Genomic DNA, 13,700 nt, shown 5'->3' with positions numbered 1-13,700 from the left:
CCAAGTACTCGCTCCTCACAGCCACACGCGTGTACCGACGAGACCTCAGGGACACCGACTACGACGGCCTCCTCGCCGACGCGGCCGTCGCGGACCGCGTCGTGCAGGCCGCGGTCGGGCCGGACGGCCGGATCGCCTACGCGAAGAACCGCGAGCTGACCACCGACATCTGGCTCTCGACCGACGACGGCGACGCGCGGCTCACGAGCCGCGGGGCGTCCGCCATGCGCTACGGTCGCACCGACGCGCGGTGGCTCGACTGGAGCCCCGGCGGCGACCGGCTCGCCTTCGTCACCGCCGACGCCGAGCTGGCGACCGTCGACGTCGACACCGGCGCGGTCGAGGTGCTCACCGACCTGGAGGGCGGTATCGCCGGCCTCGCGTGGGGCCACCCCGGCATCGCGGTCGTCACTGACGGCTTCTCTCGCGCGAGCCTCGCGGTGGTCTCCCCCGACGGCGACCGCGTCGAGGCGATCGCGAACGACGAGTTCCTCTACGCCGACCCGCACTGGCAGGGCGAGACCGTCGTCGCGACCCGGTCGCGACACGCCGACCTGTTCGACTACGAGGCCGCGCTCGTCCGCGTCCCCCTCGACGACGAGGAGGTCACGGAGCTGTTCGCGGAGCCGGGCGTCCGGGCGGCCTGCCCGCGCCCGCGACCCGGCGACGACGAGGCGGTCGCGTTCGTCCACGACGGGAGCGGGTACGACGCGGTGTACGGGATCGACGCTGAGGGGGACGGACCCGCTCCGCTGTACGGCGTCCCGGAGACGGAGATCGCGGCGCCCGAGTGGAGCGAGGCGGGCGACCGTCTCGCCGCGACCGCCACGAAGGACGGCCGAACCGGGGTCCACGTCGTCGATGTCGGCGGCGCGCTCGCGGACGCCGACGCCGGGCCCGGCGTGGGCGCGGATCCCGAGTCGGCAGCCGACGCGACGGTGCTCGCGTCCGGCGACGCGATCCACGGCGCGCCGCGGTGGGACGGCGACCGGGTGATATCGGTCCGGGAGTCGCCGACCGAGCCCCCGGTCGTCGTCGACGCGGCGAGCGGGGAGCGGCTCACGCCGTCGGCGACGGCGGGGCTGGCGGCGCGGCTCCCCGCGCCCGAGGCGTTCACGTACGACTCGGCCGGGACGGAAATCCACGCGGTGGTCTATCCGCCCGATTCGGACGCCGAGGGGGGATCGGTTCCCCTCCTCGTGAAACCCCACGGCGGCCCCACCGCCTTCGACGGCTTCGGCTTCGACCACCGGGCCGCCTACTTCGCGGCGCTCGGCTACGCGGTCGTCCGCCCGAACTACCGCGGCTCCGACGGGTTCGGTCGGGCGTTCCGCATGGCGAACGACGGCGACTGGGGCGGCGGCGACCTCGACGACGTGGTCCGGGCCGCGGACGCGACGGCGGCGCGGTACGACGCCGTCGACGGCGACCGCGTCGGGATCTTCGGCGGCTCCGGCGGGGGGTTGATGACCGTGAACGCGCTCGGCAACAGCGACCGGTTCCGCGCCGGCGCCGCCTTCTACGGCGTGTACGACTACGAGTCGTTCGTCGACGACACCGACGACGTGGGGTGGCAGCTCCTCAAGCGGGAGCTCGGCGACTTCGTGCGGGACCTCGACGCCTACCGCGACGCGAGCCCGATCCGGACGGTCCCCGACATCGACGACCCGCTCATGGTGCTCCACGGCGAGGCGGACGCTCGCGTCCCGATCAGCCAGTCGGAGCAGCTCGTCGAGGAGCTGGAGCGACACGACGTCCGCCACGAGCTGCGCCGGTACGAGGGCGAGCCGCACGGCTTCGGGGAGCTGGAGCACGTCCTCGACGCGTACACGCGGGTCGCGGACCTATTCGCGAAGTACCTCCGGAAGCGACCCGACGACGGGAGCAGCCGGCCGTACGAGCCGCCGGAGTCAGTGACCCACGACTGAAGTCGTGGGCTTGTCAGTGGACTCGCCTTCTGCCGTCGAACTGACGGAGGCGGTAAATTCGCCGTTCAGGTTCAGCGTCCCTGACTTGAGCGCACACTGACAGGGTGCGCCTCCACCCGAAGACGTCTGCCCCGAGCGGAGACGTTTGAGAAGTTTCCGAGCAATGTTCTTGCTCGCATTGTAGTCCGCGTTCAGTTCGTACTCGCATTTCTGACACATGAACTGGTGTTTCGACCGCCGATTCGTTTCGTGTGTAAAGCCGCACTTCGAACACCGCTGGCTCGTGTACGCCGGACTCACCTGCTCCACCTCGACATCGAGCATCTCGGCTTTGTACTCCACGTACTCGTACAAGCGTCGGAACGCCCACGCGTGGAATCGCTTCGCACCAGCCATCCGATCGCGGATATCGGTCAGGTTCTCGAACGCGACGTGCGTACATTCGTGGTCGCGAGCATCGTCGATAATCTGGTTCGAGGCACGATGGAGTTCGTCCCGCATCCATCGGTGTTCGCGGTCGTCCACCGACTGTATCGACAGGTGCGCCGACCGTGTCCCTGCCTGTTGCATCGATCCGCGGGTCTTCTCGAACTCGCGGCGTCGATGGTTCATCTCGTCAGCGTTCCCAATAAACGCGCCTGTGGAAGTCACGGCGAGCGAGCCGTCCACGTTCAGATCGACGCCAAGGACTGTTCTGTGCTCGGCGCCAGAAGAAGCAGTCGTGGACTGCTCGTGTTCGTCTGTGTTGCGGCGCATTCGCGCGTGGAGGTAGAATGAGTCGGTCGAGCGGTCGTACTGAAGCGTGGACATCCGGAACTCGAAGTTCTCGTTCAGCAGGTACTCGCCGATCGGTGTCTCTCCCGGGTCATCGGGAATCACGTACGGACACTCGACGCGCCCGTTTGTCGTGGAAAGGGACACGTGGTCGCGGTGGAACGTCGCGCTGCGCTTGTCGTAAACGACACTCCACGCGTCGAAGTGCGGTTGACTGGTGTTGTCGTCTTTTTTGAGTCGGGCGACACCGCTTTTCGTGGCCTCGATAGCGCGTCGAATCCCCTTCTGAACGAGGTTCGCTGTCAGCGCTGTTTCGTCCCGAAGTCGGTCGTAAAGCACGTTCTCGGCTTGTTGTTTCGAGGTGACGCAGTGCTCGTCCGGGTATCTCCACGCCCATTCCGCAGTCGTGTTCGCACAGTGGAGGAACTGATCTTTCGTCTGATGGAGGTCGTCGCACCGCTCGTCGGGTACGTCAAGCTTGACTTTGACGGTGCGAATCACATCCTCCACCTGTATTTCACATTTTAATCTATTTATTTATAAATTCTACGGCTGGTGGTGGGGAGTCAGGTTGCTATCGCTCGTTGTCTGTTGCGGAGAGTGTCGGATTCCTCCCACGGCTGAAGCCGTGGGCTTCCTCCTTGTTACACTGTGAGCCGGCGAGAAATCGGTTGGCGGTCTCGGATCGACCTCAGTCCGCCACGCTCGGCGCGCCGAGGTACTCCTCGTTGATCTCGTACTCCCCCTCGTCGTTCTCGACGAGGTACTCGCCGTAGTAGGGGACGCGGTTGGCGACGACCGCCTCGAACGTCTCGGCGATCTCCTCGCGGGTCATCTCCCCCATCGACCGGAGGTCGTCGTTGCGGTTGAGACACCCTTTTAAATACCCCTCGTGGGTGACGCGGACGCGGCCGCAGTTGGCACAGAACTCCTCGTTCTCCACGGGGTCGACGATCTCGACCATCCCGCCGCCCTCGCCGTCGGCGTCCTCGCCGACGAAGTAGCGCTTCCGGTCGTGCATCTCGCGGTGCTCGACCCGGTCGGCCTCCTCGGCGAGCCAGTCGTGGACGCGCCCGATGTCGATGTTCCACTCCGGCTTCCCGGTGAGCTCCGGCATGTACTCGATGAGCTGGAGCTGGAGCCCCTCGTTGTCGGCGACGTGGTCGACCATCTCCTCGACGTAGCCCGCCGTGTGGGTGAACACGACCATGTTGAGCTTCACGGGGTCGAGGCCGGCGTCGACGGCGGCTCGCACGCCTTCCAGCACCTTCTCGTAGGCGCCGGACTTCGTCACCTCGGCGAAGTCGTCGGGGTCGAGCGCGTCCTGCGAGACGTTCACGCGGTCGAGTCCGGCCGCCTTCAGGTCCTCGGCGCGCCCGGGGAGGAACGTCCCGTTCGTCGTCATCGACACCTCCATCGAGTCGGGCGTGCGCTCGATGATCTCCTCGAGGTCCTGCCGGAGCATCGGCTCGCCGCCGGTGAACTTCACCGAGTCGACGCCGTACCCCTCAACGACCTCTAAGAAGCGGACCACGTCGTCGGCGCTCATCTCGTCCTCGCTCGGCTCCATCGGCCCCCGCGTGTCGCCTAACCCCTCGTTGTGACAGTAGACGCAGTCGAAGTTACAGCGGTCGGTGAGCGAGACCCGGACCCCCGTCACCTCCCGTCCGAAGTCGTCCGCGAGCGGCTCGGTCATGTCCGAACGGAGCGGCTATGATCGCTTAAACATCTGGGTCTATCACGGGTTCTGGTAATCGTAAACGGTTACGTCTCCGGCAGGAATACGGAGTCTCGGGGGCGGATCCGGGCCGAGGTCGGCTCAGAGATCGACGCGGAGCCCGTCGCTCGCGACCTCGACGTCGCCCTCGAAGCCCGCCTCGCGGACGCTCCGGGCCATCTCTCGCTCCCGACCGCCCGTGTGCGGGTAGAGGTGCGACAGGAGGAGCGTGTCGACGTCGACGCCCGCGAGCGACGCGCCCAGCTCGGTGGGGTTCGGGTGGTTCGACACGTCGGTGCCGTCCGGGAACGAGCAGTCGTGGACGAGGACGCCGCTCCCGTCGGCGAACGACGCCATCCCGGCGAACGCCTCGGTGTCGCCGGAGAGCGTGAGCGGGCCCTCGGCGGGATCCGCGTCGGAACCCGGCGGCGAGAACCGGTACGCCAGCCCGTCCATCGAGTGGCGGGTCTCGCGGGCGGCGACGTCGAAGCCGGCCGCCGCGAACGGGCGCGCCGCCGACACCTCCCGGACCGCCAGATCGACCCGGCCGTCGAGGTAGTCGTGGACGTCGAGGAGCCCGTCGACGAGCGACTTGGTCCCCGCCGGGCCGACCACTTCGAGGTGTTCCGCCCCGGCGAGCCACCGGGCCTTCAACAGGGGGAGCAGGGCCGCGACGTGGTCGAGGTGATGATGCGTCAGGAGGACGGTCGAGACCCCCTCGTAGCCGGTCTCGGTGGCGGCGAGCCGCTGGAGGACGCCGCTGCCGCAGTCGACGAGGAGGGAGCGGTCGCCGTCGTCGAGGAGGTACCCCGACTGCGCGCGGTCGGGCACCGGCATCGCGCTGCCGGAGCCGAGGACGGTGAGTTCCATCAGCGCCGACCCCCCGTATCGACGCCGGACCGCGGCGTCGCTCCGTCGGTCCCGGGTTCGCGTGGCGGTCTCACTCCGGTTCGGCGTCGGCGGTTTTCGCGCCACATCGTGGGTAACCGACTGTGACAGGCACGGTTAACGGTGTTGCGACGTCAACCCCAGATCAACGCGGAGCCGACCGGGGCCGACCAGTGTCGAGTGCGACCGACTGCGGCCGACCAGTGTCGAGTGCGACCGACCGCGGCCGACCGCATCCCCCGCCGGCCTCGCTCCGCGGAACGGTTATGTGGCCCGACCGAAAGGGTCGGGGTATGCCAACGCACGTCGCGGTCGTCGGCGCGTACGGGAGCGCCGGCGTCGCCGCCGCCGAGCGGCTCGCGGCCGACCCGGATATCGAGCTGACGCTGATCGACGACGGCGACCCGGGCGGGGGCCTCTGTATCCTCCGCGGCTGTATGCCCTCGAAGGAGGTGTTGTCGGCGGCCGAACACCGGTTTGCGGCGCGACACGACGACCGGCTCTCCGGGCCGCTCCCTGACGTCGACCTGGAGGCCGTCGTGGCGCGGAAGAACGAGCACACGTCGAGCTTCGCCGCCCACCGCCGCGCGGCCGTCGAGGAGCTCGCGGAGCGCGAGGGAGTCGAGTTCCTCCGCGAGACCGCGCAGTTCGCCGGCGACCGCCGGATCGCGGTCGGCGACCGCACGATAGAGCCGGACTACGTCGTGATCGCGACCGGCTCGACGGCCAACCTCCCGTCGCTCCCCGGGATCGAGGACGTGCCGGTGTCGACGAGCGCGGACGTGCTCGACGCGACCGCGTTCGGCGAGTCCGGCGTCGTCGTGGGGTTCGGCTACGTCGGCATGGAGCTGGTGCCGTACCTCAGCGAAGCGGCGGGGATGGACCTCACCGTGATCGAACACGACGCCCGGCCGCTCGACGAGGCCGACGCCCCCTTCGGCGACGCGCTGCTCGACTACTACCGGGACGCGTTCGACGTCGACGTGCTCACGCACGCGGCGGAGCGACGCGTCGAACCGACCGACTCCGGCGGTGTCAGGCTCCACGTCGACCACGATGGCGAGGAGACGGCGATCGAGGCCGACCGACTGTTCGCGTTCACCGGCCGTCGCCCGGCGCTCGACCGGCTCGGGCTCGAGGCGACGCGGCTCGACCCGGGACCGGGATGGGTCGACGACGCCATGCGGGCCCGCGGCGACGAGCGCGTCTTCGTCGTCGGCGACGCCAACGACAAGGAGCCGATCCTCCACGTGGCCAAGGAACAGGGGGCGACGGCGGCCGAGAACCTCCTCCGGCACCGCGACGGCGACCCGCTCGTCGACTACGAGAACGTCCACCACCACGTCGTCTTTTCCGGGCTCGGGGTGCTCCCGTTCGCCCGCGTCGGCCACTCGGCGGTGTCGGCCGAGGCCGCCGGCCTCGACCCCCACGTCGTCACCCGCGAGGCGGCGGACGACGGGGTATTTAAAACGAAGAACGTCCCGGAGGGGATCGCCCGGCTCGTCGTCGGCGCCGACGGCACGGTCCTCGGGTATCAGGGGCTCCACTACCACGCCGACGTGATGGCGAAGACGATGCAGGTGATCGTCGAGACCGAGATGGACGTTCGGGACCTGCCCGACCGCGCGTACCACCCCACCACGCCGGAGATCCTCGACGGGCTCTTCCGGGAGGCGGCGGCGGCGCTCGCGGAGTAGCGGTCGCGCCCCGACGAAACGCGGGGCCGCCTACTTGATCAGGAACACCGGGACGCTCGCGTCGTCGGCGACGCGGTCGGAGACGCTGCCGAGCGACTGGATCCGCTCGCGCGGCGACTTCCCCTCCGGGCTCATCACGATCACGTCGATCCCGCGCTCGTCGGCGTACGAGACGATCTCCGTGTCCGGCGTCCCCCGGACGATGCTCGTCTCCGCGTCGAGGCCCGCCTCCTCCGCGCGCTCGGCGACCGCGGCGACCGCCTCCTCTCCCTGCGTCTGTAAGTCCTCGACGATCTCGTCGTGGAGGTCGCCGGAGTTCGCGGTCGCGATCCGCTGGTCGACGACGTACAGCGCGTGAACGGTCGCGTCGTGGTCGCTCGCCAGTCGGACGGCGTGATCGAGCGCTCGGTCGACCGCCTCGCTCCCGTCGGTCGGCACCAGAATCTCGTCGTACATACGCGGGGGTTCGTCGGGCGGCACATTAACGATGGGGCATCCGGCTAGGGAGACGGAAACGCGGTCGGGTGAATCGAAAACGGCTCCGGCCGGCTCTATCGAAGTGTTCCGCCGATGTGATATTTAAATACGACGAGCGGCGACGACGCTGGGTCATAACTGAGCGATGCGGTCGGTGCGCCCCTCTGAGCGGCCGCCCTCGGCGGCCGCGAGGAGTCCGCGTGAGGTCGTCGGGCTTCGCCCGACTGCCAGAGGGACCGAAGGTCCCTCGCTGGACGCGGCGACCGAAGGGAGCCGCGAGGCTGGGGAGGCGTGAGGCTGCGGTCCCGCGAGCAACGCGAGCGGGAGCACGGAAGTCGCAGCCTGCGAGGCGAACGTAGTGAGCGAGCAGGACCGTCTTCCGGCGGTGCTGTGCAGTGCGGGGCGGGACTTTGGAGGTGTCCGCCGTCGGTCCCCGGTCGGACGAGTCTAACCAAGCGGCTGGGCTTTTGAAAGGATTCACCGCAGAGTAATCGGCTTCTTATAAATCGTCGACGGCAACACTCGGGTCGTTTATAAAAAAATCGGCTCTGCTGAAATCCTCGATCGGTGATATGTGCTCGGGGGCGTGTTGAATACAGAGCGCATATCGGTCACGGGACTACTGACGAATTCGAGTAGCTCAGATCGATACGTGCAGGTTGCGAATCGTCCGACCCGGACTATCACCCGCCCTCGCCGGCGCCACCATCCCCCTTGTCGCCGAACAGGATCAAAAACACGACACTGAGTCCGAACACCCCGGCGAACAGCGGGTGTTGCAGGGCAAGGTCGAGGAACGGCGACACCACCTGGTTCATCGCCTCTCGAACCGTAAGCGAGGAAAAGTAGAGGAAACCACCTGCGAAGAGACCTAATATGACGATCTTCCCGACGATCTCCAGCGGACTGTTCATGTCCATCGTGAATCAGTGGTGAAAATCTGATTTCAGGCTTAAATGTCTTCCGCCTAGGGTGAGCCCCACCATGGAGAGAAAGCAGTTACTGACCCCGAGCGGGCGTCGCTGGTCGCCCGTCTGGTCGGTCGTTCACTAGTGGGCCGCGATGTCTCCGTCGCCGGACGACCCCCCGCCGTTGCCGAACACGATCATGAGGTCGAACAGGAAGATTCCGAGGACGTAGGTCGTCGGGACTCCCACGACCGTCGCCGGTAGCCCTCTGGAGGCGAACTCCAGTCCGAGTGGCGCGGGCGGAATCTGGCCGGACTGGATCAGGTTGGGGATGGCCATGAACGCGACCACTGTCACGACGAGTGCAACGATCACGTTCACGACGAACTTATCAGACACTTCGACTCGTTCGACGTGAACGAAACCGACCCACCGTGATGAACCCATCCTCTGTATTCGGCAACCAGCATCTACCAGTCTCTAAGAATTTCAACGGAACCAACCAACCGCGAAAACCGATCCCCGTCACCGATCGGGAAGCATCGCTCAGCGACCGGGCGTTTCGGACGAGAACGTCTCCAACGAAGCGGATGGCGACAGACACCGCGTCCGAGATCTACTCCGCGCGCCACTCGCCGCCGAGTTCGTTGCGCCGCATCGACGTCGCCTCCCCGTCCCGAAAGACGCTCACGCGGCCCGACTCCTCGCTGAGGGTCACCGTCGCCACGATCTCCGGCCGGACCGAGGTCTCGATCGCGCTCATGTGTCGCGACCCCATCCAGGGCTCGTAGCTCACGTCGTCGACGAGGTCGGCCTCGTCGCTCCGGGTGCCCAAGTCTCGGAACCGCACCATCTGCTCCTCGATCTCGCCGTCGACCGCGACGACGATCCCGCCGTCCTGCTGGACGCTCACCGTCCCGGCGGCGCTTATAAAGGCGTCCTCGTCGAACACCGAGGCGCAGCCGTCCCGCGGCCAGCGGTTATCGCCCATCGGGTCGGCGTACGCGCCGTAGTCGCGGTCGGCGACGACCGCGAAGTACAGCCCCGGCCCCTTGACGTGGGGCTCCTCCCAGCCGTCGAACTCCACGCTGACGTGCTCGGCGCAGTAGGTCAGTCGGTCGACGACCTCCCGGACGCGCTCGTGGGCGCCGTACTCGATCGCTAGCCGACTCATTCCGCCTCCCCGCCACGCCGCGCGCGACTCGCCTGAACGCTCATACCTCGAAAAGGCGCCGGGCGTATATAAGGGGTGTCGAGTCGGCGCGGTCGGGCCTTCGTCTCCCGCGGGCGGAGCGCGGCCGTCTCACTCCCACGGCGTGAACAGCCGCGCGTCGAACCGGTCCGCCCGGACGAGTCCGACGCCGAACGCGGCGGCGACGGCGGCCGGCAGGAGGTTCCCGTACCAGAGATTGATCCCGCCCCAGAGGATCACGAAGCTCACCATGTCGTCGAGCATGAACTCGCAGTCGCGCAGCCGGTCGCGCAGCGCCGTCCCCGCGAACGCCCGGTCGAGCGTGACGACCGCGACGGTCGCCGAGACCACCCAGCCGGCGTAGTTCGAGAGCGGGACGCCGTAGAAGCTCCCGCCGCCGAAGCTCCAGAAGCCGAGCGCGACCGCGCCGGGGTCGAGCACCACGTCCATCGCGACGACCGCGGCGATCACGGTCGCCAGCCGGAGCCAGCCGTTCGACGCCCGCGACCCCAGGAGGAGGAGACACAGGAGATACGCGTTGACCACGAGCGGGATGAAGAAGACCGGGAGCGCGACGGGCACGCCGCCGAGCATCGGCCCGAGGTCCACGGTGTACTCGAAGGAGCCGTACGGCCACCCGGTGGCGACCCCGAGCAGCTCGATCGCGTAGGTGTACGCGATCAGGACGCCGATCCAGCCGAGCGCGCGCCGGTCGATCGCGGGGAGGGCCCCCACGACGAGCGGCGACCGCATCACCAGCACGCCGAACAGCACGAACCACGGGTGGAAGGCGAACGGCTCCGGCACCCACCCCTCCGCGCTGCCGACCAGCGCCAGCGCGCCGACGAGCGGGAACAGCACGGCGATGGTGAACCGGTTCTCGCGCACGGTCCGGTCGAGCAGCGCCTCCGCCCCGCGGCGCGTGTCGGGGAGCCGCGCGCGGAGGGCGTCGACGCCGGACGGCGCGGGCTCCGCGGTCCCCTCGGCCGAGCCCGCGGGGCCCGCCGACCCGGCCGACTCCGTCGATCCGGACTCGTCGCTCACGCGAGCACCTCCGTGATCGGGTAGACGCGCCACAGCCCGCCCATCGCCAGCAGGGTGCCGACGGCGGTGTTCAGCGCCGGGAACCACCAGTACGCGCGGTCGACCGACACCGACGACGCGGCGACCCACGCGACGAAGACCGGGTAGACGCCGAGCAGCGCGCCGAGCCGGAGGTCCACCGCGGCGAACGCGGCCGCGGCGGCGGCCCAGCACGCGAAGCAGTAGACGTACGTCCGTCCCTCGCCGAGCAGCGTCGCCGTCGTCCGGATCCCGGCCGCGCGGTCCGGCTCGATGTCGGGGATCGCGGAGAACGTGTGCATCCCCATCGTCCACAGCCACGCGCCCACGAGTGCCGCGAACGGCGGATGGACCCCCGCGACGGTCGCGTACGCGGCCGCGCCTGGGAGGACGTAGAGGCCGTTCGAGACGGAGTCGAGGAACGGCGTCGTCTTGAATCGCACCGGCGGGGCGCTGTAGCCCACCGACAGCAGGAGGAAGCCGGCGAGGTACGGCCACGCGACCCGCGGCGTGAGCGCGAAGGTGGCCAGCCCGGCGAGCGCGGAGCCGAGCACCGCGACCGTGACGAGCCGGCTCCCCCGCCAGCGCGCCTCGCGCTCCTCCTTCTTCGGGTTCAGCTCGTCGATGTCGGCGTCAAACGCGTCGTTGACGCCGTAGAGGAAGACGTTCGCCGGCACGAGGAAGTAGGCCGCCAGCGCGACGGTCGTCGGCGTGAACAGCCCGCTCACGTCGCCGATGCCGTACGTGACGCCGACCGCGACGGGCCCAGCGAGGTACAGCCAGAAGCGCGGCCGCGACAGCACCAGCAGGTACCGGAGGTCGTCGGCGAACGCTCGCCGGCCGGAGTCGGTCGCTGTGTCGGTCACGGCTTTCCTCACGCCGTCTTCGAGACCGCCTCGGCCGTTATCTGTCCGCTGATGAGACACATCGGGACGCCGATGCCGGGCGTCGTCGTCGACCCCGTGAAGTAGAGGCCGTCGACCGCGTCGGACTCGTGGGACGGCCGGAGCAGGGAGGTCTGCCGCAGCGTGTGCGCCAAGCCGAGCGCGCTCCCCCGGTAGCTGTTGTACCGGTCGGCGAAGTCGTCGACGCAGAACGTCTCCTCGAAGACGATCCGGTCGCGGAGCTCCGTGCCGGTGTTCTCCGCGATGTCGTCTAACACGAGGTCGCGGTACTCCTCGCGGAGCGCCGGGGTGTCCTCCAGTCCGGCCGCGATGGGGACCAAGGCGAAGAGGTTGCTGTGGCCCTCGGGTGCCACCGTGTCGTCGGTCTCGGAGGGGACACAGAGGTAGTAGGCGGGGTCGTCGGGCCACGAGGGGTCGTCGAAGATCTGCTTGAAGTGGCCGTCCCACGCCGTCGGCAGCACCAGCGTGTGGTGTTCGAGGTTCGGCACGCCGCCCTCGACGCCGAGGTACAGCAGGAACGCGGAGGGGGCGTACGTCCGCGACTCCCAGTACTCCTCCGTGTACTGGCGCTTGCGCGGCGGGAGCAGCTCCTGTTCGGTGTGCGCGTAGTCGGCGTCGGAGACGACCAGATCCGAGAGGTATCGCTCGCCGTCGGCGGTGTCGACCGCGAACCCGCCGCGGCGCCCCTCGATCCCCGTCACCTCGGCGTCGGTGACGTACTCCACGCCGAGGTCGCGGCCGAGTTCGACGATCCCGTCGACGACGGCGCCGATCCCGCCCTCGGGGTAGTAGACGCCCATGTTGTAGTCCACGTGGCTCATCAGGTTGTACAGCGCCGGCGTGTTGTACGGCGAGCCGCCGAGAAAGACGAGGGTGTACTGCATCAACTGCTGGAGCTTCGGGTGGTCGAAGTAGTCCTCCACGTGCCCCTGCATCTTGCCCAGAAGCGAGAGTCCCCACGAGTACCGGAGCACGTCCTTGTCCACGTAGTCGCGCAGTCGCGGGCGGTCCTCGTAGACGAAGTGCTCCATCCCGATGTTGTACGTCCGCTCCGACTCCTCCAGATAGGCCTCGAACGCCTCGCCCGCGCCGGGCTCGTACTCCTCGAACAGCTGTTTGTTATCCTCGCGGTCCGGGAGCACGTCGACCTTGTCGCCGTCCTTCCAGAACACGCGGTAGTGGGGGTCGAGCCGCTCCAGCTCGTAGAACTCGTCGGGCGACCGCCCGAAGTGGCCGAAGAACCGCTCGAACACGTCCGGCATCAGGTACCACGAGGGGCCCATGTCGAACCGGAAGCCGTCGGTCTCCAGCCGGCTCGCGCGTCCGCCGAGCTGCTCGTTCTTCTCTAAGAGGGTCACGTCCGCGCCGGCGTCCGCGAGGTAACACGCTGTCGAGAGACCGCCGAATCCGCCGCCGATCACGACGACGGACTCGCCGGCCACGGCGTCGATGTCCGGGGCCACGTCCATGGTAGATCGTAGGGTCGGAAGGGGTATAAATACCGGCCAGACGCGGCGAGTGGGTACGCCTAAGTCGCGGTCGCCCCTAGCGATCCCCACATGGATCCGACGGTCGCGATCACCGGCGCAACGAGCGGGATCGGGCGGGCGGTCGCCGAGGCGTTCGTCGACGAGGGGGCGTTCGTCGCCGTCTCCGGCCGCGACGGCGCCGCCGTCGACCGGACCGTCGCCGAGCTGAACGGCGCGGCGGGCGACGGGGACGGTCCCGAGGACGCCGACGGCGACGCTCCCGCCGGGGACGACGGGGCGGGACCGGCCGCCGGGACCGCGTGGGGCGAACGCGTCGACGTCCGCGACGAGTTCGACCTCGAACGCTTCTTCCAGCGGGCCGCCCGGGAGGGCGGGCCGATCGACTTCGTGTTCGCGAACGCCGCCGTCTTCCACGGGGCGCCCGGCGAGCGCCCGACGGACGAGCTCAGCTACGCCGACTACGACGACACGATGCGCACCAACGCCCGCGGCGTCTTCGCGACGATCGGCGAGGCGGTCCCGCACCTCGCGGACGACGCGCGGGTGATCGTCCCCTCCGGGTCGGTCGCCCACGAGTCGAAAGCCGGCATGGGCGCGTACGCGGTCTCGAAGGCCGCGGCGGAGGCGGTCGCGCGCGGGTTCGCGGCCGACCTCGACGCGGC

Annotated in this window: 13 protein-coding genes; 3 read left to right on the top strand and 10 right to left on the bottom strand. The window is 68.8% G+C overall.

What is annotated here, in order from left to right; translation table 11 throughout:
• The first annotated feature begins 29 nt into the window (after window positions 1–29).
• A complete protein-coding gene (locus tag B4V06_RS16165; RefSeq protein WP_498170615.1) occupies window positions 30–1,928 on the top strand; it encodes a S9 family peptidase in 1,899 nt (632 codons plus the stop codon).
• On the opposite strand, the gene B4V06_RS16160 is transcribed toward B4V06_RS16165, so the two are convergent.
• The 3 genes from B4V06_RS16160 to B4V06_RS16150 all read right to left on the bottom strand — a co-directional run bounded on the left by B4V06_RS16160 (window position 1,911) and on the right by B4V06_RS16150 (window position 5,289).
• The gene (locus B4V06_RS16160; protein WP_123112989.1) at window positions 1,911–3,212 is read right to left on the bottom strand and encodes an RNA-guided endonuclease InsQ/TnpB family protein; all 1,302 of its coding nucleotides are present in this window, start codon (window positions 3,210–3,212) and stop codon (window positions 1,911–1,913) included. The genes B4V06_RS16165 and B4V06_RS16160 overlap by 18 nt on opposite strands.
• Window positions 3,213–3,393: 181 nt before the next feature.
• The gene (gene moaA, locus B4V06_RS16155; protein WP_123112988.1) at window positions 3,394–4,398 is read right to left on the bottom strand and encodes a GTP 3',8-cyclase MoaA; all 1,005 of its coding nucleotides are present in this window, start codon (window positions 4,396–4,398) and stop codon (window positions 3,394–3,396) included.
• A 123-nt stretch (window positions 4,399–4,521) separates the two neighbouring features.
• Window positions 4,522–5,289 (bottom strand): MBL fold metallo-hydrolase, encoded by a 768-nt coding sequence (locus tag B4V06_RS16150; protein ID WP_123114867.1) that lies wholly within the window; start codon window positions 5,287–5,289, stop codon window positions 4,522–4,524.
• Between the two features lie 311 nt (window positions 5,290–5,600).
• Between B4V06_RS16150 and B4V06_RS16145 the strand changes: the two genes are divergently transcribed.
• Window positions 5,601–7,004, top strand: coding sequence for an FAD-dependent oxidoreductase (locus B4V06_RS16145; RefSeq protein ID WP_123112987.1), 1,404 nt, complete (start codon window positions 5,601–5,603; stop codon window positions 7,002–7,004).
• Window positions 7,005–7,034: 30 nt separating this feature from the next.
• Here B4V06_RS16145 and B4V06_RS16140 read toward each other — a convergent pair whose 3' ends face one another.
• The 7 genes from B4V06_RS16140 to crtID form a co-directional block, all read right to left on the bottom strand.
• Window positions 7,035–7,460 (bottom strand): universal stress protein, encoded by a 426-nt coding sequence (locus tag B4V06_RS16140; protein WP_123112986.1) that lies wholly within the window; start codon window positions 7,458–7,460, stop codon window positions 7,035–7,037.
• Window positions 7,461–8,164: 704 nt separating this feature from the next.
• Entirely contained in the window at window positions 8,165–8,401 is a 237-nt protein-coding gene (locus B4V06_RS16135) for a hypothetical protein (RefSeq protein ID WP_123112985.1), read from the bottom strand.
• Between the two features lie 129 nt (window positions 8,402–8,530).
• A complete protein-coding gene (locus tag B4V06_RS16130; protein WP_148041749.1) occupies window positions 8,531–8,788 on the bottom strand; it encodes a hypothetical protein in 258 nt (85 codons plus the stop codon).
• 217 nt (window positions 8,789–9,005) lie between these two features.
• Entirely contained in the window at window positions 9,006–9,563 is a 558-nt protein-coding gene (locus B4V06_RS16125) for a diadenylate cyclase (RefSeq protein WP_123112983.1), read from the bottom strand.
• Window positions 9,564–9,692: 129 nt separating this feature from the next.
• Window positions 9,693–10,625, bottom strand: coding sequence for a bisanhydrobacterioruberin hydratase (cruF, locus tag B4V06_RS16120; protein WP_498170612.1), 933 nt, complete (start codon window positions 10,623–10,625; stop codon window positions 9,693–9,695).
• Window positions 10,622–11,509 carry a prenyltransferase gene (locus B4V06_RS16115; RefSeq protein WP_498170611.1) on the bottom strand — a complete coding sequence of 296 codons (888 nt, stop codon included), beginning with the start codon at window positions 11,507–11,509 and terminating at the stop codon, window positions 10,622–10,624. The genes cruF and B4V06_RS16115 overlap by 4 nt, the downstream gene beginning before the upstream one ends.
• A gap of 8 nt (window positions 11,510–11,517) precedes the next feature.
• Window positions 11,518–13,017 carry a bifunctional phytoene desaturase/3,4-desaturase gene (gene crtID, locus B4V06_RS16110; RefSeq protein WP_123112981.1) on the bottom strand — a complete coding sequence of 500 codons (1,500 nt, stop codon included), beginning with the start codon at window positions 13,015–13,017 and terminating at the stop codon, window positions 11,518–11,520.
• A 90-nt stretch (window positions 13,018–13,107) separates the two neighbouring features.
• Here crtID and B4V06_RS16105 point away from each other — a divergent pair.
• Window positions 13,108–13,700 (top strand): SDR family oxidoreductase (locus B4V06_RS16105; protein ID WP_498170609.1); only part of this gene is annotated, 593 nt, incomplete at its 3' end.

This window comes from Halorubrum sp. B53, assembly GCF_059752395.1.
Note: the sequence above shows the minus strand (reverse complement) of the source record. Positions and strands in the feature narration are given on the sequence as shown.